16 protein-coding genes are annotated in these 18,399 nt (G+C 73.5%); 9 read left to right on the forward strand and 7 right to left on the reverse strand.

The features are described from left to right. Positions 1-490: 490 nt before the first annotated feature. Together ACZ58N_RS37760 and ptsP are read left to right on the forward strand one after the other, a co-directional pair. A complete protein-coding gene (locus ACZ58N_RS37760) occupies positions 491-940 on the forward strand; it encodes a PTS sugar transporter subunit IIA (RefSeq protein WP_281211107.1) in 450 nt (149 codons plus the stop codon). 70 nt (positions 941-1,010) lie between these two features. Further along, a complete protein-coding gene (ptsP, locus tag ACZ58N_RS37765; protein WP_471169828.1) occupies positions 1,011-2,681 on the forward strand; it encodes a phosphoenolpyruvate--protein phosphotransferase in 1,671 nt (556 codons plus the stop codon). 58 nt (positions 2,682-2,739) lie between these two features. Here the strand turns inward: ptsP and ACZ58N_RS37770 are convergent, their stop codons facing one another. Both ACZ58N_RS37770 and ACZ58N_RS37775 read right to left on the reverse strand, forming a co-directional pair. Continuing rightward, on the reverse strand, positions 2,740-3,705 hold the full coding sequence (locus tag ACZ58N_RS37770) for a hypothetical protein (protein ID WP_471169831.1): 966 nt from the start codon (positions 3,703-3,705) through the stop codon (positions 2,740-2,742). A gap of 67 nt (positions 3,706-3,772) precedes the next feature. Beyond that, positions 3,773-5,749, reverse strand: coding sequence for an acetoacetate--CoA ligase (locus tag ACZ58N_RS37775; protein ID WP_471169833.1), 1,977 nt, complete (start codon positions 5,747-5,749; stop codon positions 3,773-3,775). Between the two features lie 212 nt (positions 5,750-5,961). Here ACZ58N_RS37775 and ACZ58N_RS37780 point away from each other — a divergent pair, with 212 nt between their 5' ends. Both ACZ58N_RS37780 and ACZ58N_RS37785 read left to right on the forward strand, forming a co-directional pair. Then, positions 5,962-8,421, forward strand: a complete 2,460-nt coding sequence (locus ACZ58N_RS37780) for a glycoside hydrolase family 31 protein (protein WP_471169836.1) — start codon at positions 5,962-5,964, stop codon at positions 8,419-8,421. A 125-nt stretch (positions 8,422-8,546) separates the two neighbouring features. Continuing rightward, the gene (locus tag ACZ58N_RS37785) at positions 8,547-9,134 is read left to right on the forward strand and encodes a hypothetical protein (protein ID WP_471169839.1); all 588 of its coding nucleotides are present in this window, start codon (positions 8,547-8,549) and stop codon (positions 9,132-9,134) included. A 553-nt stretch (positions 9,135-9,687) separates the two neighbouring features. On the opposite strand, the gene ACZ58N_RS37790 is transcribed toward ACZ58N_RS37785, so the two are convergent. Continuing rightward, entirely contained in the window at positions 9,688-10,197 is a 510-nt protein-coding gene (locus tag ACZ58N_RS37790) for an NUDIX domain-containing protein (RefSeq protein WP_471169841.1), read from the reverse strand. Positions 10,198-10,226: 29 nt separating this feature from the next. On the opposite strand from ACZ58N_RS37790, the gene ACZ58N_RS37795 reads away from it, so the two are divergent. Genes ACZ58N_RS37795 through ACZ58N_RS37810 form a run of 4 tightly spaced genes read left to right on the forward strand, consistent with a single transcriptional unit; the run spans position 10,227 to position 13,030 of the window. Continuing rightward, entirely contained in the window at positions 10,227-10,973 is a 747-nt protein-coding gene (locus ACZ58N_RS37795) for a M15 family metallopeptidase (RefSeq protein ID WP_471169844.1), read from the forward strand. Between the two features lie 13 nt (positions 10,974-10,986). Further along, positions 10,987-11,355 (forward strand): Mpo1-like protein, encoded by a 369-nt coding sequence (locus ACZ58N_RS37800; RefSeq protein ID WP_471169846.1) that lies wholly within the window; start codon positions 10,987-10,989, stop codon positions 11,353-11,355. 32 nt (positions 11,356-11,387) lie between these two features. Further along, complete coding sequence (locus tag ACZ58N_RS37805; RefSeq protein WP_471169849.1) at positions 11,388-11,843, forward strand: Zn-ribbon domain-containing OB-fold protein; 456 nt, start codon at positions 11,388-11,390, stop codon at positions 11,841-11,843. After that, positions 11,840-13,030: a lipid-transfer protein gene (locus ACZ58N_RS37810; protein ID WP_471169852.1), complete on the forward strand. Its 1,191-nt coding sequence runs from the start codon at positions 11,840-11,842 to the stop codon at positions 13,028-13,030. The genes ACZ58N_RS37805 and ACZ58N_RS37810 overlap by 4 nt, the downstream gene beginning before the upstream one ends. Before the next feature lie 204 nt (positions 13,031-13,234). Here the strand turns inward: ACZ58N_RS37810 and ACZ58N_RS37815 are convergent, their stop codons facing one another. Genes ACZ58N_RS37815 through ACZ58N_RS37830 form a run of 4 tightly spaced genes read right to left on the reverse strand, consistent with a single transcriptional unit; the run spans position 13,235 to position 17,591 of the window. Continuing rightward, positions 13,235-13,861 (reverse strand): GTP-binding protein, encoded by a 627-nt coding sequence (locus tag ACZ58N_RS37815; RefSeq protein WP_389707741.1) that lies wholly within the window; start codon positions 13,859-13,861, stop codon positions 13,235-13,237. Continuing rightward, entirely contained in the window at positions 13,842-14,294 is a 453-nt protein-coding gene (locus ACZ58N_RS37820; RefSeq protein WP_471169855.1) for a DUF742 domain-containing protein, read from the reverse strand. The genes ACZ58N_RS37815 and ACZ58N_RS37820 overlap by 20 nt, the downstream gene beginning before the upstream one ends. A gap of 10 nt (positions 14,295-14,304) precedes the next feature. Beyond that, on the reverse strand, positions 14,305-14,736 hold the full coding sequence (locus ACZ58N_RS37825) for a roadblock/LC7 domain-containing protein (protein ID WP_281210485.1): 432 nt from the start codon (positions 14,734-14,736) through the stop codon (positions 14,305-14,307). Beyond that, complete coding sequence (locus tag ACZ58N_RS37830) at positions 14,733-17,591, reverse strand: sensor histidine kinase (RefSeq protein WP_471169857.1); 2,859 nt, start codon at positions 17,589-17,591, stop codon at positions 14,733-14,735. The genes ACZ58N_RS37825 and ACZ58N_RS37830 overlap by 4 nt, the downstream gene beginning before the upstream one ends. A 389-nt stretch (positions 17,592-17,980) precedes the next feature. Here ACZ58N_RS37830 and ACZ58N_RS37835 point away from each other — a divergent pair, with 389 nt between their 5' ends. After that, positions 17,981-18,361: a hypothetical protein gene (locus ACZ58N_RS37835; RefSeq protein WP_471169859.1), complete on the forward strand. Its 381-nt coding sequence runs from the start codon at positions 17,981-17,983 to the stop codon at positions 18,359-18,361. The last annotated feature ends 38 nt before the right edge of the window (positions 18,362-18,399 follow it).

Consider the following 18,399-nt stretch of genomic DNA (forward strand, 5'->3'; position numbering starts at 1 on the left):
TTTCGTTCTGTTGTCCTGCTCTGTTCTTGCGTTTCCGACTCTATCAGACTCTCTCGGGCCCGATTTCCTCGGCGCTTTCCAGGTCCTGCGCTTTCGCGCTTTCCCTTTCCGGCGGTTCCGACTCTATCAGCGCTTTTCCTTCTCTCCGACCACTCTCCGTCGTGCCGAATGGGCACACGAAAGAACAGGGAGTTCTGGATCTTTGCTGCTTGAGGGGAATCCCGTCCATTGGATGTTCGCGAAATGTTCACGCGGCACGTCCCGGCGGGAGTCACGACAGTACAGGGCCGGCCAGGGCGCAGGCAAATCGTTTCACGCGTATGGTCTAGTCCACCGGTCTAGTCCACTAGTCTCCGTGCCAAAGGTCCGTCCGAGTCAGGACCAACATCGGGCGAACCGGTACAGCCCTTGACATATCCTTCTGAAGAGTATGCCGTTCGCGACAGGTAGTGACGGCGACACGATGAAGCCCCACCCCTGGGAGGCCCCCATGACCAGCGTGACGTCCCCACTTGCCGGGACCGCCATCGGACTCGCGGCAGTGCCCGATCCGGTGTTCTCCGGCGCGATGGTGGGACCGGGCACGGCCATTGATCCCGTGCGCGAGCCCTCGGAGGCGGTGTCCCCGGTAGACGGTGTGGTCGTCTCCCTGCACCCGCACGCGTACGTGGTCGTCGACGGTGAGGGCCACGGTGTGCTCACGCACCTCGGCATCGACACCGTCCAGCTCAACGGCGAGGGCTTCGAGCTGCTCGTGAACAAGGGCGACACCGTGACGCGCGGCCAGGGCGTCATCCGTTGGAACCCGGCCGCCGTCGAGCAGGCCGGCAAGTCGCCGATCTGTCCCGTCGTGGCTCTTGAGGCGACCGCCGACTCCCTCTCCGACGTCGTCGAGTCCGGCGACGTGAAGGCCGACGACGCTCTCTTCAGCTGGCGGTAAGCGTCCCCTGCACGGCGGGTCGGACATCCATCGCGGCGGCTGGGGCCGCCGCTCAATCGGAGACGGTGAAATGGAGACAACGCTGCGAGGCGTCGGCGTGAGCCACGGTGTGGCGATCGGCGAGGTCCGGCACATGGGCACGGCGGTCCTCGAACCGCCGGCCAGGCAGATCACCGCGGACGAGGCGGAGCGCGAACAGGGGCGCGCCCGTCAGGCCGTGGAGGCTGTTTCGGCGGACCTGATCGCACGCGGTCAGCTGGCCGGTGGCGAGGCCCAGCACGTGCTTGAGGCCCAGGCGATGATCGCCACGGACCCCGAGCTGATGGCGGACGTGGACCGGCGGATCGCCGTCGGCAGCACCGCCGAGCGCGGCGTCTACGACGCGTTCGCCGCCTATCGCGTCCTGCTGGCCGGGGCCGGCGAGTACATGGCGGGCCGGGTCGCCGACCTGGACGACGTGCGCAACCGGATCGTCGCCCGCCTGCTGGGCGTGCCGATGCCGGGTGTTCCGGACAGCGACGAGCCCTACGTGCTGATCGCCCGGGACCTGGCGCCTGCGGACACCGCGCTGCTCGACCCGGCGCTGGTCCTCGGCTTCGTGACCGAGGAGGGCGGACCGACCAGCCACAGCGCGATCCTCGCGCGGGCGCTCGGCGTGCCGGCCATCGTGGCGCTGCCGGGTGCCGGTGAGATCGCCGAGGGCACCCTGATCGCCGTGGACGGCAGCACGGGTGACCTGTTCGTGGACCCGACCGCCGAGAAGCGGGCCGAGCTGGAGGCCTCGGCCGCCGAGCGCAAGGCGGCTCTCGCCGCCTCGTCCGGTCCGGGCGCGACCTCCGACGGTCACAAGGTGCCGCTGCTCGCCAACGTCGGCGGTCCGGGCGACGTCCCGGCGGCCGTCGAAGCCGGGGCCGAGGGTGTGGGTCTGTTCCGCACCGAGTTCCTGTTCCTGGACGACAGCAAGAAGGCGCCGTCCGAGGAGAAGCAGATCGAGTCCTACCGCAAGGTGCTCGAAGCCTTCCCCGAGGGCCGGGTCGTCGTGCGCGTCCTGGACGCCGGCGCCGACAAGCCGCTGGACTTCCTGACCCCGGCCGACGAGCCGAACCCGGCGCTCGGCGTCCGAGGGCTGCGGGCGCTGCTCGACCACCCGGACGTGCTGCGCACGCAGCTCACCGCGCTGGCCAAGGCCTCCGAGGGGCTGCCGGTCTACCTTGAGGTCATGGCACCGATGGTGGCCGACCGGACCGACGCCAAGGCGTTCGCGGACGCGTGCCGCGAGGCCGGTCTGCGGGCGAAGTTCGGCGCGATGGTGGAGATCCCCTCCGCCGCGCTCCGGGCGCGTTCGATCCTGCAGGAGGTCGAGTTCCTGTCGCTGGGCACGAACGACCTCGCGCAGTACGCCTTCGCCGCCGACCGTCAGGTCGGCGCCGTCTCCCGGTTGCAGGACCCGTGGCAGCCGGCGCTGCTCGACCTGATCGCGATGTCCGCGGACGCCGCGAAGGCCGAGGGCAAGAGCTGTGGTGTCTGTGGCGAGGCCGCCGCCGACCCGCTGCTGGCCTGTGTGCTGACCGGTCTGGGTGTCACCTCCCTGTCGATGGGCGCCGCGTCGATTCCGTACGTGCGGGCGACGCTGGCCAAGTACTCGCTCGCGCAGTGCGAGCGTGCCGCGGCCGCCGCGCGGGCCGCGGACAGTGCCGAGGAGGCCCGTGTGGCCGCCCAGGCGGTGCTGTCCGGGGAGTAGCCGGACGGTTGGAACGGAGTCGAGGGGCCTTCGCCGGTGGCGAGGGCCCCTCGGCCGTTCAGTGGTGGGGGCCCGGGACGTCGGCCTCGTAGCCCGGGCAGTGTTCGACGCCCGGTTCGGGGGCGACGGGCTCGCCCGTGTCGGCGTCCGTGCAGTAGGCGTCGAAGACGGCGGCGGCCGTGAGGGCGACGAGGCGGCCCCGGTCGAGGCGCCAGCCGTGGACCCGGTCGCGGAAGCCTTCCGTGGTGCTGCGGAGCACGAGACCCCCGGCCCCGCCGAGGGCCAGTCCGGCGGCCAGGACGGTCACGAAGTCCAGGCTGTCGCGGGCCTGTGTCCGGGCCGGGCCCGGAGGGTCGCCGGTGATCTCCGCGTGCAGTACCACCACGAGGTGTTCCTGCTCGGTGGGGACGCTGCAGACGAGGTGGTGGTGGCCCGGTCCGGCGCCGGTGAGGAGACGGTCGAGGATGGCTGCGGCCCGTTCGAAGGAGGCCTGCCCGATGTCCTGGCCGCAGTCCGCGCAGGTGCCGACGCCGGTGAGCAGCATGGTGGCGCACTCCCAGGTGGCCTGTCGGACGGCTTCGTCCACGAGGAGGGGTACGAGTTCCTCGATGGGTTGGCCGGTGTACGGCAGGGCCGGTCCGCCGCCGGCGAGTTCGGCGGTGAAGCGGGTACGGGTCCGGGCGGTGTCGGGGTCGAGTTCGTGCTCGGCGCAGTAGTCGGCGTACTCCTCTGGGTCGAAGAGGGCGACGGTGGTGTGGATGCCCTGGGCCGCGAGGGACTTCAGGAGTGCGTCGACCTGTCGGAGGTATTCGCCGTAGTCGTCGTGGTGGTCGAAGGCGAAGCTGCGGTAGTGCCGCATGGTCGCGAAGTCCCCGGCGTCGGCGAGGAGGCCGACGGTACTGGGGACCTCGCGGCGCAGGCTGCGGCGGTGGGAGGTCCGTTCGCGGGGCGGAGCACCCGGTGGGGTGCTCCGCCCGGTGTCCGGTGCGGTGTCCGATGGTCCGGTGTGGTGCGTGCCCGACATGGTTTCCCCCTGAGTGGCGTGACGAATGCTCACTCAGCGTAATCGCGGGCACTGACAACGGGCCCGGTCAGCCGCGGGTGCGGGCCAGGTCCTCGTAGAACGCCAGGAGCTCGGGGCGGTCGACGGAGCCCGGGTTGACGGCCTTGGCCAGGGGGGTGCCCTGGAGGAGGCGCTTGACGGGGACCTCGATGCGCTTGCCGGTGAGGGTGTGGGGGACGGCGGGGACCTCGATGATCTCGTCGGGCACGTGGCGCGGGGAGAGTTGCTCGCGGATGGTGGTCGCGATCCGCTTGCGCAGGGCCTCGTCGAGGGTGGCTCCGGGCGCGAGGTGGACGAAGAGCGGCATCCAGTAGCCGCCGTTCGGCTCTTCCAGGCCGATGACCAGGGATTCCTTAATCTCGGGGAGGCGTTCGACGGCTTCGTAGATGTCAGCGGAGCCCATGCGGACGCCCTGCCGGTTCAGGGTGGAGTCGGAGCGGCCGTGGATGACGACGGATCCGTGGTCGGTGAGGGTGATCCAGTCCCCGTGGCGCCAGACTCCCGGGAACATCTCGAAGTAGCTGTCGCGGTAGCGGCTGCCGTCGGGGTCGTTCCAGAAGTGGATCGGCATGGAGGGCATGGGTCCCGCGACGACGAGTTCGCCGACCTCGCCGGTGACGGGCTTCCCGGAGGGGTCCCAGGCCTGGAGGTCGGTGCCCAGGCAGGCGGCCTGGAGTTCGCCGATGTGGACGGGCAGGGTGGGGACGGCGCCGGCGAAGCAGCTGCAGACGTCGGTGCCGCCGCTGACGGAGGCGATCCACAGGTCCTCGGCCACCTCGTCGTGGAGCCAGCGGAACCCGTCGGGCGGCAGCGGCGAGCCGGTGGTGGCGACGCACTTGACGGCGGAGAGGTCGAAGTCCCGGGCGGGGTGCACCTCGGCCTTCTTGCAGGCCATGACGTAGGCGGCGGAGGTGCCGTACAGGGTGGCCCGGGTGCGTTCGGCGATCCGCCACTGGGCGCCGGTGTCGGGGAAGCCGGGGCTGCCGTCGTAGAGGACGACGGTGGTTCCCGTGAGCAGGCCGGAGACGAGGAAGTTCCACATCATCCAGCCGGTGGAGGTGTACCAGAAGAAGCGGTCCTCGGGGCCCAGGTCGCAGTGCAGGCCCAGCTGCTTGAGGTGTTCGAGGAGGATCCCGCCCTGGGACTGGACGATGGCCTTGGGGGCACCGGTCGTGCCGGAGGAGTAGAGGATCCACAACGGGTGGTCGAAGGGGACCGGCTCGAAGACGGGTTCGGCGTCGCCCGAGGTGAGGTCGTCCCAGGCGAGGGTGGAGTCGGGGGCCGGCGTGCCGAGGAGGGGGATGTGGACGACGGCGCGCAGGGAGGGGAGTTCGGCGCGCAGCTCGGCGACGGTGTCGCGGCGGTCGTGCTGCTTGCCGCCGTAGCGGTAGCCGTCGACGGTGAAGAGCACGACGGGTTCGACCTGCTGGAAGCGGTCGAGGACGCTGCGGGCGCCGAAGTCGGGGGCGCAGGAGGTCCAGACCCCGCCGACCGCGGCGGTGGCGAGGAAGGCGACGACCGCCTCCGGGATGTTGGGGAGGTAGCCGCTGACGCGGTCGCCGGGGCGAACGCCGAGGGCGCGCAGTTCGGCGGCGAGGGATCCGACCTGCCGGCGGAGCTCGGCCCAGGTCAGGGGGGTGGCCTCGTGGGTCTCGTCCACGGAGAGCAGGGCCGGGTCCGCGGCGCGGGCGGGGTCCTCGGCGGCGCGCAGGGCGTGCTCGGCGTAGTTGAGCGTGGATCCCGTGAACCAACGCGCGCCCGGCATGGAGCGGTCGGCGAGGACCTGCTCGTAGGGGGTGGTGAACCGTACCTCGAACCATTCGGCGACGGCCTGCCAGAAGACGTCGAGCTCGTCGACGGACCAGCGGTGCAGGGCCGGGTAGCCGCCGTCGGCGGGGGCGTCGAACCGTTCGGCCGCCCAGGCCTGGAAGGCGGTGATCCTGGCCGTCGCGATCCTGTCGGGGGCCGGGGACCAGAGGGGTTCCGGCTGGGTGGCTGAGGTCATGGGTCGGCTCCCGGTCAAGTCTGTGGCTCGCGCTTCGTGTGCGTACGGTGCCACCGCGGCGTGGGTGTTCGCGCGACGGCTCACAGGGACGATGCCATGTGATCGACATACGCACCAGAGCTGTCCTGTGCGGTCGGGGTCGATCCCCGCCGCGGGTGAACGGCAGCTGAACGCCGCCCGCGCGGCCCGGGGCCGGTGGCAGGGTGATCCGCATGGACGGTAGTGATCTGGTGCGTGCGGTGAAAGAGATCGGTACGGCGCGCGGGCGGCGCGCCTGGCGCGCGGCCCTGCGCCACCGTCGGGCCGACGCGGTGGCCCTGCCGCGGCGGGGCGCGGAGCGGGCGCGGGTGCCGGGGCTGCTGGTGGGGACGCGGGCGCTGCCGGGCGGGGGAGTGCTGCGGTTCGCGCGGTCCGAGCTGCTGGTACGGGTGACCGTGGGCGGGGCGGTGTTCTGGGGCTGGGACGGGGCGGAGCCGGGGCCGTCGTACGCGGTGGTGGGCGGTGGGCCGGATCCCGATCCCCGGGCGGTGCTGGAGCCGGACACCGGGGGCGGTTGGCGGGTGGTGTCGGAGCGGGTGACGGTGGCGGTGTCCCGGCACGGGGCGCTGGAGGTGCGGACCCCGGGCGGGGCGGTGCTGCGGCGGGAGTTGCCGCCCCGCTGGTGGGACCCGGTGGGGCCGGGCGGGCGCGAGGAGGACCACCCGGGCGGGCCTGCGGAGGTCGACCCGGGCGGGCGCGAGGGCGATGGGGCGGGCGCGGAGGAGGCGGGAGACGCGGGCGGGCGCGGGGGCGGTGGGGCGGAGGGGCCGCGTCGGCTCCAGCGGTCGGAGGTGCCGGCGGACGCCCGGTTCTTCGGGCTGGGCGGGCGGGCGTCGGGGCCCCGGCTGCGCGACGGGTCGTACCGGTTGTGGAACACGGACCCGCGGGGCGGCTTCGGGCCGGGGGACGATCCGCTGTACGTCACGATGCCGGTCCAGGTGGTGGTCGCGGACGTGGGCACGCACCTGGCGTTCTACGACAACTCGTGGGACGGGCGGATGGTGTTGCGGGAGGGCGAGGAAGGGGCGGGTTCCGGTGTGGACCGGCCCGGGACGAGCGAGCTGCGGCTGGAGGGCGGCCCGGCCCGGTGCTGGGTGCTGACGGGAACCCCGGCGCGGGTGCTCCAGGGCTGGTCGGGGCTCACGGGCGCGGCGGCGGTGCCGCCGGAGTGGGCGCTGGGGTACCAGCACGCGCGGTGGGGGTTCGGGAGCGCGGCCGAGGTGCGGCGGGTGGTGGCGGGGTACCGGGAGCGCGGGTTGGCGCTGTCGGCGGTGCACCTGGACATCGACCACTACGACGCGCACCGGGTGTTCACGGTGGACCGGGAGGCGTTCCCCGATCTGCCGGGCCTGGCCCGGGAGTTGGCGGGGCAGGGGGTGCGGCTGGTGTCGATCGTGGATCCGGCGGTGAAGGCGGGCGACGCGGTGCACGCGTCGGGGCTCGCGGTGGGGGCGCGGGGGGCGTTCGTGCGGGACGCGCGGGGCGAGGAGGTTCGGGGCGAGGTGTGGCCGGGTGAGTGCGCCTACCCGGACTTCACGGATCCCGAGGTGCGTCGGTGGTGGGGCGGGCTGTACGAGGAGCGGCTCGCCCAGGGCTTCTCCGGTTTCTGGCACGACATGAACGAGCCGGTCTCCTTCGCGCCGTGGGGGGACGCGACGCTACCGAGGTCGGCCCGGCACGCGATGGACGGGGCGGGCGGGGACCACCGGTCCGGGCACAACGTGTACGCGCTGGGGATGGCGCGGGCCGGGTGGGAGGGGTTGGTGCGGCTGCGGCCGGACGAGCGGCCGTTCCTGTTCTCGCGGTCGGGTTGGGCGGGCATGCAACGGTACGGGGGCTCGTGGTCCGGGGACGTGGAGAGCAGTTGGGAGGGGCTGCGGGCGTCGCTGGCGCTGGTGTTGGGGCTCGGGCTGTGCGGGGTGCCGTACTCGGGCCCCGATGTCGGGGGCTTCGGGGGGTCGCCGTCGCCGGAGCTGTACCTGCGGTGGTTCCAGCTGGGGGCGTACCTGCCGCTGTTCCGTACCCATTCGGCGCTCTGGGCGGGGCGGCGGGAGCCGTGGGAGTTCGGGCCGGAGGTGGCGGAGGCGGCCGCGGAGGTGCTGGCGGAGCGGGAGCGGCTGCGTCCGTACTTCGTGACGCTGGCGCACCTGGCGCGCCGGACGGGAGCTCCGTACGTGCGGCCACTGTGGTGGGGGAACCCGGAGGACCGGGTGCTGCGCGACTGCGAGGACGCGTTCCTGCTGGGGGACGCGTTGTTGGTGGCGCCGGTGCTGGAGTGCGGGGCGGACCGGCGGGCGGTCCGGCTGCCGCGGGGTCGCTGGTACGACACGGTGACGGGGGCGGCGTACGAGGGACCGGGGCAGGTGCTGCTGGACGCTCCGCCGGGCCGGGTTCCGGTGCTGGCGCGGGCGGGGTCGGTGCTGCCGGTGCGGGGTGCGGACGGGTCGGTGGTGTGGGAGGCGTGGGCTCCGGCGCGGGGGCGCACGGGGGGCGGGGTGGTGGTCCGGGACGCGGGACCGGGGTTCGGGGCGGGCACGGTGGAGCGGTACGCGGTGCGGTGGGCCGGGGAGTCGGTGGTGGTGGAGGACGAGACGGGCGGGCTCGTGCGGAACGTGACGGTGCGCGGTCTGTGAGGTGGGAGGGGGGTGCGGGGTTCGGGACCGTGGCCGCGCTGTGGCGTGACGTCGGCGGGACGGGCCGCGGTGGTTCGAACGGGGGGCGGACCGGGGACGGGGCAGGGGCGGGAAGGAGGCCGGTGATGGTCTGGACGAGCCCGGTGAGGTTGGTGGGACCGGTGGGTCGACGGTGGCGGCGGGCGGGGTGGCCGGGGGCGCGGTGGCCGGGGCGGAACGCGGCTGCGGGTGCCGAGGCCGTCGGTGCTTGGCAGGGGGTGACGGTGTGGGCCCTGTTGTTGGTGCTCCGGGACCCCGTGGGCGGGTCCCTGGTGCAGCCGGCCGTGGAGGCGGCGGCTGCGGGCGGGGCCGGGTTCCTGCACGGGCTGCTGCTGGTGCGGCCGGTGGCGGCGCTGGGGCGGTGGGGCGCCGGGCGCGGTGGCGGGCCGGAGCCGGTCGTGGTCGGCGTGCTGCTCGCTCCGGCGTCGGCCGCGGTGGCCGTGCCGGTGTGGTGGGGCCTGGGGTCCTGGGCGGGCGGGGCCGGAGCTGGGCCGGGGTTCGGTGCGGTGTGGGCGTGGACGGCGGCGGCGGCCGTGCTGCCGCTGCTCGTGGGGGCCTTCCTGCGGTCCCGGCCGGTGGCGACGGGCGCGCTGTGGCGCGGCGGTGCGGTGGCGGCCGGGACGGTGGTCGGGGTGGTGGCGCTGGCGGGGGCGCTGACGGAACTGCGTTTCTAGGCGGTCCCGTTCGGATCGAGCGGTACGGGTCGTCGGGCAGGCGGCCGGATCGGGCAGGCGGTACGGGTCGGGCAGGCGGTACGGGTCGGCCAGGCGGTACGGGTCGGGCAGGCGGGCCGGGCTGCGCGGTCGGGGGTACGGACCGCAATGGCCCGGGGGCTGCGGTGGACCGCCCCATGCGGGGTCGGACGGACTCGGGCGGACTCCCCCGCTCTGTGCGCGTGCGGCGGGAAGGCGCAGACCGTTCCCGCCCGGGGCGGTGGGAGCGCCGGACTCCCGCCCCGCGCGACCCGGGCGAGAGGGATGCGCCCGTGCGGCCGGAGGGACCGGACCCGGCAAGGCCGCTCACACAGGAGGAAGGCCAGGCGCCGGCATTCACGCCCCGGGCGGCCGGGACCGCGCGAACCTCGACTCCCCCGCCCCATGCAGCCCGGGCGAAAGGCGGGTCGGGGTCCGTGCCGCGGGCTGCCGGGGTGGAGGGGACGGCGGGCTCACGGCCCGGGTGGTGGGCACGGCAGGGTCCTGCTCTGCCGCTCGGGCGGGTCGGGGCCGCTCAGGTGTACCGGCCGGCGAACCAGCCGGCGGCCGCGCGGGTGTGGAGGGGGAACGCCAGTTCCGAGGGGGTGCGCAGGACGTGCCAGCCCGTCGTCTCGTCGGTCGGTACGGACGGTGGGAGGGCGGCGACGGGGCGCGGCGGCAGGAGGCCGAAGATCAGCAGGTGACCGTGCGGGGAGCTCATCACGTCGGCGAGCGCGACATCGGAGGCGGGGGCTTCGATGCCGGTCTCCTCACGGAGTTCGCGGGCGACCGCCTCGCGCCAGTCCTCGCCGAAGTCCACGAACCCGCCGGGCAGGGCGATGCCGCCGAGGGCCGGTTCGATGGTGCGGGTGATGACGACGAGACCGGTCCCGGACTCGTCCTCGACGGGGAGGAGGACGATGGCCACCGGAAGCGGGTTGCGGTAGGCGGTCGTTCCGCAGGCTGCGCATCGGCGGGGCCAGTCGGACGTGTCGAACGGGCCTCCGCAGGTGGAGCAGTGCGAGTCCCTCAGGTGTGCCGGCATGCGGCGATGGTATGCCAAGGGGCATGAGGATGCGGTGGGTTGCTGCGGTGCGGGTGGTGGCGGCGGTGCTGGTGGCGCGGGCGGTGCTCGTGGTGCCGGCGGACGCGATGGGTGCGGTGGGCGCTGCCGGGGCGTCGGGTTCCGGGGCGCGGTCGGCCGGGTTCGTGGCGTTGCGGGACCTCGATCCGAGCGTCGTGGAGGACATCCGGTACGCCGGTGCGCGGAACTTCACGGGTGCGGTGGTGGACGGGTACGAGGAGCCGGTGTGTCTGCTCGCCCGGCCGGCCGCCGAGGCGTTGCGGCGGGCGCAGCGGGAGTTGTTGCGGTCGGGGTACTCGCTGAAGGTGTTCGACTGCTACCGGCCGCAGCGTGCGGTGGACCGGTTCGTGCGCTGGGCCGGGGAGGCGACGGACCCGGCCGCGAAGGCCGAGTTCCATCCCGAGGTGGACAAGTCGCGGTTGATCCCGGAGGGGTACATCGCCGCGCGGTCGGGTCACAGTCGTGGGAGCACGGTCGACGTGACGGTGGTGCGGCTGCCGGCGCGGCGGGAGTTGGACATGGGGACCGCGTTCGACTTCTTCGACTCCCTGTCGCACACCGATGATCCCCGGGTTTCGGGGACCGCGCGGGAGAACCGGGGGATGTTGGGGCGGGTGCTGGGGGCGCAGGGGTTCGTGAACCTGCCGGAGGAGTGGTGGCACTTCACGTACCGGCCAGAGCCGCATCCGGACACGTATTTCGATTTCCCTGTCGCTGTCGCCCAGGTCCGCCCGTGAGTACCGTGCCCGCATGACTTTCAGCTCGTACGAGGAATTCTGGCCGTACTACGTCGCGATGCATTCCCGCGCCGCCACCCGCTGGGTCCATCTCACCGGCACGCTCACCGGACTCGCGCTGAGCGTCTACGGGGTGGCGCGGGGGCGCGGGCGCTACCTCGCCGCGCTCCCCCTGATCGGCTACGGGACCGCCTGGCCGGCGCACTTCTTGATCGAGGGGAACAATCCGGCGACCTTCGGTCATCCCGTGTGGTCGCTGCGCGGGGACGCGCAGATGATCCGGATGATGCTGGCCGGGCGGGACGCGGAGCTGGGTGCGATCGCCCGGAAGTGGCTCGCCGAGAACCCGTGCCAGGGACGCCCGCCCGTGACAGACTCCTGACGATCCGTCAGAAGTTTTATCGGGGAGGGGCCTTGGAACGCACACGCACGCCCGTCGTGAACGGGTGGTTCACCGAGGACGGTCCGGACGGCGGCTTCCGGCTGCTCGGCACCCGCTGTTCCGCCTGTACCGCCGTGTTCTTCCCGCGCGAGGACGCGTACTGCCGCAATCCGCACTGCGCCGGGGACGGGGAACTCGCCGAGGTGCCGCTGTCCCCCCGGGGCCGGGTCTGGTCCTGCACCGACGGACGCTACCGGCCACCGGCGCCGTACGTGTCCGATCCCGACCTGCCCTGGGAGCCGTACACGCTGGTGGCGGTGGAACTGGAGGCCGAGGGGATGGTCGTGCTGGGGCAGGCCGCGCCCGGCGTGGGGGTCGCCGATCTGGCGGTCGGTACGGAGGTGGAGGTCGTGGCCGGCGTACTGGACGAGGACGCCGAGGGCGTCCGCACGACCTGGAGGTTCAGGCCCGTGGGAGGGGTCGCGTGAGCGCCGACGTCGCCGTCCTCGGGGCCGGCATGCACCCGTGGGGCAAGTGGGGCCGCGGCTTCGTCGAGTACGGGCGGGCGGCGGCCGTCGCGGCGCTCGCCGACGCGGGCCTGGAATGGCCGGACGTCCAGTCGATCGTCGGCGCCGACACGGTGCGCTCCGGCTACCCGGGCTACGTCGCCGGCGCCACGTTCGCGCAGGCCCTCGGCTGGCAGGGCGCCCGGGTGACCAGCGTGTACGCGGCCTGCGCCTCCGGGGCGCAGGCGATCGCGGCGGCCCGGGCGCAGATCCTCGCGGGGCTGGCCGACGTGGTGCTCGTGGTGGGCGCCGATGCCGCCCCCAAGGGTTTCTTCGCCCCGGCGGGCGGCGAGCGGCCGGACGATCCGGACTGGCTGCGGTTCCGGCTGTTGGGCGCCACGAACCCGGCGTACTTCGCGCTGTACGCCCGCCGGCGGATGGCCCTGTACGGCGACACCGGCGAGGACTTCGCGCTGGTCAAGGTGAAGAACGCGGCGGCGGGGGCGCTCAACCCGAACGCCCGCTACCGCAAGGAGGTGACCGCCGAGGAGGTGGCCGCCTCGGCGGTGGTGGCCGATCCGCTGCGGCTGCTCGACATCTGCGCGACCTCGGACGGGGGCGCTGCCGTGGTGTTGAGCAGCATGGCGTTCGCCCGGGCGCGGGGGGTCGCGGAGCCGGTGCGGATCCGGGCCGTCTCCACGGTGACGCCCACGTATCCGCGGACGGTGCTGGACCTGCCCGACATCGCCACCGACTCCACGGTGGCCGTGTCGCCGTCCGGGGAGTCCTTCCGGGCGTCGATCGCGCGGGCCGCCTACGAGGAGGCGGGGATCGGCCCGGGTGACCTGTCGCTCGCCGAGGTGTACGACCTCTCCACCGCGCTGGAGTTGCAGTGGTACGAGGACATCGGGCTCTGCGGTGAGGGCGAGGGGGCGAAGCTCCTAAGGGACGGGGTGACGGGCCTCGGCGGGCGGGTCCCGGTCAACGCGAGCGGGGGCCTGGCGTCCTTCGGGGAGGCGGTGCCGGCCCAGGCCATCGCCCAGGTGTGCGAGCTGACGTGGCAGTTGCGGGGGACGGCCGGGGCGCGGCAGGTGCCGGGGGCGCGCGTCGGGATCACCGCGAACCAGGGTTTGTTCGGCCACGGTTCGGCGGTCGTGGCCGTGCGGTGAGACGCGGGGCGGGCCGTGAACAGGGTGTGTTGTCCGAACGCTTGACGACCCCGGACGGCGGGTTCACACTCTCCCCACGGTCCCGCGCCGCGACCGGGACCCCCTTTGATCCCCCCATGAGAGCTGCGGTCCGTACCCCAGTCGGCGGGGGTACGGGCCGCCTCCATGTCGGGCGCGCGGCGCCCCTCTCCTCGATTTTCCCCGTCAGGCTCGCGCCGTCAGGCCGCGTCGGCGTTCCCGGGCGAGGGACATGGCGTGTTCCACGACTCCGACCAGGACGTCCTTGACGGACTCGCGGTCACGGGCGTCGCAGAGCAACACCGGTACTCCCGGATCGAGGTCGAGGGCGTCGCGGACGGTGACCACCGGGTGGCGGGCGGCGCCGTCGAAGCAGTTGACCGCGACGACGAAGGGGATGCCGCGCCGCTCGAAGTAGTCGATCGCCGCGAAGCAGTCGGCGAGCCGACGGGTGTCGGCGAGGACCACGGCGCCGAGCGAGCCGTGCGCCAGCTCGTCCCACAGGAACCAGAAGCGGTCCTGTCCGGGCGTGCCGAAGAGGTAGAGCACGAGGTCCTCGCGCAGGGTGATGCGGCCGAAGTCCATGGCCACGGTGGTGGTGCTCTTGCCCTCCACCCCTTGCGTGTCGTCGATGCCGACGCCCGGTTCGGAGAGGCGTTCCTCCGTGCGCAGGGGTCGGATTTCGCTCACCGCGCCGACCAGGGTGGTCTTGCCCACCCCGAAACCGCCCGCGACCAGGATCTTCAGGGTCAGCGGCTCGACCGGCGACACGGCATGCATCGCGCCGGTGCGGCTAGAGCGCCCGAAGGCCATTGATCACCTCACGCAGTATGGATTCGTCGGGGAGTTCGGCCGGTGGGACCGGCCGGGTCACGTGGACCAGTTCTTCGTCGACGAGGTCCCCGATCAGGACCCGGACCACGCCGATGGCGAGGTCGAGGTCCGCGGCGAGTTCCGCGACCGACTGGGGGCGTTCCCGGCACAGCCCGAGGATGTGGGCGTGTTCCGGGGCCAGGGTCAGGTCCCAGATCGGATCGTCGGCCGCCGGTTCGGCGATGACGAGCGCGATCAGGTCGAGCCGGTGCCGGCCGGAGTGGCTGGTCCGACCCCTGGTCATGGCGTAGGGACGTACGACGGGACCCGCGTCGTCGTCGAACCAGTGGGGGTGGCCGGACTCGGACGGGGCGTCGGGGTTCCCCGGGGTGCTCAGGGCGTTGGTGGGGTGGTCCTGTCCTGAATCGCTCATCCGGTCCGACTCACCCTCCGGCTGGCAGTCCGGTGCGCGGGGCGGTCGCCAGGTGGTCGCCGACGCGCTTCACCATGAGGGTCATCTCGTAGGCGACCTGACCGACGTCGGATTCGGAGTCGGCCAGGACGGCCAGGCAGCTGCCGTCGCCGGCGGCCATCACGAACAGGAAGGCCTCGTCGAGTTCGACGACGGTCTGGCGGACCCGACCGGAGTCGAAGTGCCGGCCGACCCCCTTGGCCAGGCTGTGGAATCCGGACGCGACGGCGGCCAGGTGCTCGCTGTCCTCCCGGGTGAGGTCCTTGGAACTGCCCGTCGGCAGGCCGTCCCCGGAGAGGACGACCGCCTTGCGGATGCTGGCGACCTTGTCGACGAGTTCGTCGAGGAGCCAGTTGAGCGGGCCGCGGCCCCTGCTGTCGTTCCCGGTCTGCGGTGCGGTCATCGACCGTCCCCTTCGTTCTCGTGCGCGGGACCGGTGGCGGCGGGGGTGCCTGCCCCGGTCTCGGACTGCTGCTGCGCGTGCTGGTTGCGGCCCGCGGTCCAGCCCCGTTGGAGGGCGGACATGCGGGTGCGGACGTCTTCCGCGTCGCGGTCGATCACCTGGTCGGTGGTGGCCTCCGCGGCGGCTCCGGGCCCGTTCTTGAGCTGGGGCGCCAGGTTGGCCTGGCGGACCCGGCGGGGCAGGCCGCCGGGGTCGGCGGCCGTCCGCGTCGGGCCGGCCTCAGGCCCGGCGGCGGTTCCGACGGCCGGATCCGCCCGCACCGCCCGGGGTTCCACGCGGCGGCCGTGCTCGGCGACGAGGGTCGGGGTGGGGCGGCGCCGGGGCAGGGGGACGGTTCCGTCGGGGCGCACGGCGTCGGGGCGGGCGCGCTCCATGCGGACCGGGCCGGTCGACGCCGACACCGTCCGGTCCGCGCCGGCGCCCCGGGAGCGGTTGCGGCCGCCGTCGGGCTCGGGGTGCGGGCCGTCGCCGCGGTCGCGGTGCCGGTCGGCGCCGCGGTCCGCGATCCGGTCGCCCTTCCAGGCGGAGCCGCGCTCCGGGTGCCGGTCGCCGTGCGGCCGGTCGGCCGAGCGCAGCCCGAGCAGGGCGCTGCGGGGGATGCCGCCGGGCGGGGTCTCGTCGTCGAGGGTGGCCATGGGCGGGCGGGCGGCGGCGAGGTCGTCGGCGGCGCCCGGGCCGTCGAGGGCCTCCAGTCCGAGGACGCCGAGCGGGCCCTCCAGCTCCACCGGGCCGTTGAGCACTCCGGCGGGCAGCGGGTGGGGCGGCACGGCCCGGTCGACGGCCAGGGGCGCCGGACGGCGGGGGCCCTTGCCCACGGCGCCGCCCTTGACGCCCTTGGCGGTCTTTCCGCCGCCCACTCCCCCGAGGCCGTTGAGGCGGATTCCGGTGCCGTTGGTGTCGGGGGCCTCGGTGAGGAGTTCGGCCGGGAGGAACACCACCGCGGTGGTGCCCCCGTACGGGCTGGGTTGGAGGACGACCTTCACGCCGTGGCGGCGGGCCAGCCGACTGACCACGAACAGGCCCAGCCGGTCGGTGTCGGAGAGCTCGAACTCGGGGGTCTCGGCGAGTCGGAGGTTCGCGTCGAGGAGGGCCTCGGGGTTCATGCCGAGGCCGCGGTCGTGGATCTCCAGGGTGAAGCCGTTGGCCACCCGCTCGCCGTGGACCTGGACGGCGGTGTGCGGGGGCGAGAACACGGTGGCGTTCTCCAGGAGTTCCGCGATGAGGTGGGTGGCGTCGGCGACGGCCGGGCCCTCGATGCCGAGGCGCGGCAGGCGGCGGACCTCGATGCGCTCGTAGTCCTCGACCTCGGCCACGGCGGCCCGGACGACGTCCATCAGTTGCACGGGCTTGCGCCACTGGCGGGAGGGCGCGGCGCCGGAGAGGATCACCAGGCCCTCCGCGTGGCGGCGCATGCGGGTGGTCATGTGGTCGAGGCGGAACAGGTCGGCGAGTTCCTCAGTGTCCTCGGTGCGCCGTTCCATGGTGTCGAGGAGGGTCAGTTGGCGGTGCAGGAGGACCTGGTTGCGGCGGGCCAGGTTGACGAACACCTCGGAGACGCCCCGGCGTAGTTCGGCCTGCTTGACGGCGGCCTCGACGGCGGCCCGCTGGAGCGAGTTGAGGGCGAGGGCCACCTGGCCGACCTCGTCCTTCTCGAACTCCAGCCGGGGCGCCTCGGTCTCCACGTCGACGGTCTCGCCTGCCGCGAGGCGGCGCATGACGCCGGGCAGGCGGACGCCGGACGCCTCGTGTGCGTCCTTGCGGAGCCGGGACAGGTCGCGGATCAGGTCGCGGCCGATGCGGACGGACAGGACGAGGGAGACGGTGAGAGCGATGAACCCGAGGACGCCCGCGACGGCGGCCTGGACCAGGACGCCCATGGCCACCGGTTCGACGCGCTTCTGGTAGCGGTCGCCCGCCGCCGTGCCCATCCGGGCGAGGTCGTCGAGGACCTTGCCGGAGGCCTCGTCCCACTGGGCGGCGGTGACGGTGCGCGGGGGCTTGACGGCGCCCCCGACGATGAACCGTTCCTCCACGTCCCGCAGGGCCTTGGTCTCGGGGCCCTGCCAGTACTGCTCGAAGAGGCCCCGGTCCTCGCCCGGGAGGATCGCGAGGTTGACCTCGTACAGCAGGGTGCGGTTCGCGGCGAACCCGGACGCCCGGCGGACGTCCTCGGCGGTGACGCGGCCCGCCGCGAGGGCGGAGGCGATGACGGCGTCCTCGCGGGAGAGGGCCTCGCGGGCGCGGGTGACGCCGACGAGGGCGCGGCCCTGCTTGTCCATCTCCACGTCCTCCAGGGCGTGGAGGTTCATCAGGAAGGCGTAGCAGGGGTCGACGAGCCGGCTGTACAGCTCCAGGGCCTGGCCCGGGTCGAGGGCGTTGCGGTCGACGGAGTTGCGCAGCGCGGAGATGCCGTGGAAGGCGTCGAGGACGGAGCGCAGTCGCTCGGCGGACCGGGGGGCGAGCTCGTCGGTCACCTCGGGGTCCGCGGCGTTCTCGGTGAGGCGGCGGAACATCGCGTCGGTGGCCGCCCGGCTCTTGGTGAGTTCGGTGGTGGCGGTGGAGGCGCGGGGGTCGCCGATGACGACGAGGCTCTGCCGGCGCTCCTTCTGGAGGACCCGCGCGACGTCCTCGACGGGGTAGCCGACCTTCTCGATCACGTAGGCGACGTCGAGCAGTTGCACGGCCTGCCGGCCGGTGATGACCGTCGCGAAGCCCCAGAGGGCGGTCAGGGAGACGAGCGGCACCAGGAGCAACGCCACGATCTTCCGGCGGATGGATTTCCCGCGAAAGCGCATGGCCTCCCCAGCCTCCCCCAGCTCAACCCGCTTTTCGGGGGTCGGTGTTCCGTCATTTAAACGGCGTGAGCCTACTACTGACACGGAGCCGCCCCGAAGGCATGTCCGGACGTTTTCGGCCGGACCTCCTTGCAGAGATCACCAGTTATCCGATACTTCCGGTCAAGTCAGGCCCGATTTGTGGCAGATGACACTCCATGGGGTGTCGGTTCCTTTCAGGTGACGGATGGCTGGAACTCTTCGTTCCGGGTGGGTGGGCGGCGACGGCCGCGTCCGGGATGCGGGAATCTCCTGGCGGCCCCGTACGTCGGACAGACGTGTGGGCGCGGGTGGGGCGGGCAGGCGTGGAAGCAGGCTTGGCGGACCGCGCGGTGGAGAGTGGGCGGACCATGAGGATGTACGAAGAGGACGGCGCGGCGACCGAGGCGCCCGGACGCGGCCTGTGGGTGGAGGAACCCGCGCGACGCCCCCGGATGCCCGACCCGGTGCGGGCCTCCGCGGTGCGGGCGGTACTGATGGTGGCGGTCACCCTGACCGAGGCCACGATCACGTTCTTCCTCGCGCTGACGGGCTCCTGGCTGGCCTTCCCGATGGTGATCTGCGGCGTCGCCGGGACGGTCCTGGCCACCTGGGGCGTGCTGGACGTGTGGATCACCCGGCAGATGTGGCACCAGCGGCACGGGGTGCTGTCGACGCCGAGCAGCGCCGCGTCACCGGGCCGGAACTGGGGCGAGGGCCGGGGCCCGGTGCGGGTCGCGCGTCCGCGGTAGGGCGGCGGGGCCCCGCGAGCGCGGTCGAGCCCGCACCG

It is taken from the genome of Streptomyces sp. NPDC040432 (genome assembly GCF_055595445.1).

Excerpts from the sequence above, each read along its gene's own strand:
- ACZ58N_RS37760 (WP_281211107.1), top strand. The coding sequence starts at position 491 with ATGACCAGCGTGACGTCCCCACTTGCCGGGACCGCCATCGGACTCGCG.
- ptsP (WP_471169828.1), top strand. The coding sequence starts at position 1,011 with ATGGAGACAACGCTGCGAGGCGTCGGCGTGAGCCACGGTGTGGCGATC.
- ACZ58N_RS37770 (WP_471169831.1), bottom strand. The coding sequence starts at position 3,705 with ATGTCGGGCACGCACCACACCGGACCATCGGACACCGCACCGGACACC.
- ACZ58N_RS37775 (WP_471169833.1), bottom strand. The coding sequence starts at position 5,749 with ATGACCTCAGCCACCCAGCCGGAACCCCTCTGGTCCCCGGCCCCCGAC.
- ACZ58N_RS37780 (WP_471169836.1), top strand. The coding sequence starts at position 5,962 with ATGGACGGTAGTGATCTGGTGCGTGCGGTGAAAGAGATCGGTACGGCG.
- ACZ58N_RS37785 (WP_471169839.1), top strand. The coding sequence starts at position 8,547 with ATGGTCTGGACGAGCCCGGTGAGGTTGGTGGGACCGGTGGGTCGACGG.
- ACZ58N_RS37790 (WP_471169841.1), bottom strand. The coding sequence starts at position 10,197 with ATGCCGGCACACCTGAGGGACTCGCACTGCTCCACCTGCGGAGGCCCG.
- ACZ58N_RS37795 (WP_471169844.1), top strand. The coding sequence starts at position 10,227 with ATGCGGTGGGTTGCTGCGGTGCGGGTGGTGGCGGCGGTGCTGGTGGCG.
- ACZ58N_RS37800 (WP_471169846.1), top strand. The coding sequence starts at position 10,987 with ATGACTTTCAGCTCGTACGAGGAATTCTGGCCGTACTACGTCGCGATG.
- ACZ58N_RS37815 (WP_389707741.1), bottom strand. The coding sequence starts at position 13,861 with ATGGCCTTCGGGCGCTCTAGCCGCACCGGCGCGATGCATGCCGTGTCG.
- ACZ58N_RS37820 (WP_471169855.1), bottom strand. The coding sequence starts at position 14,294 with ATGAGCGATTCAGGACAGGACCACCCCACCAACGCCCTGAGCACCCCG.
- ACZ58N_RS37825 (WP_281210485.1), bottom strand. The coding sequence starts at position 14,736 with ATGACCGCACCGCAGACCGGGAACGACAGCAGGGGCCGCGGCCCGCTC.
- ACZ58N_RS37830 (WP_471169857.1), bottom strand. The coding sequence starts at position 17,591 with ATGCGCTTTCGCGGGAAATCCATCCGCCGGAAGATCGTGGCGTTGCTC.
- ACZ58N_RS37835 (WP_471169859.1), top strand. The coding sequence starts at position 17,981 with ATGAGGATGTACGAAGAGGACGGCGCGGCGACCGAGGCGCCCGGACGC.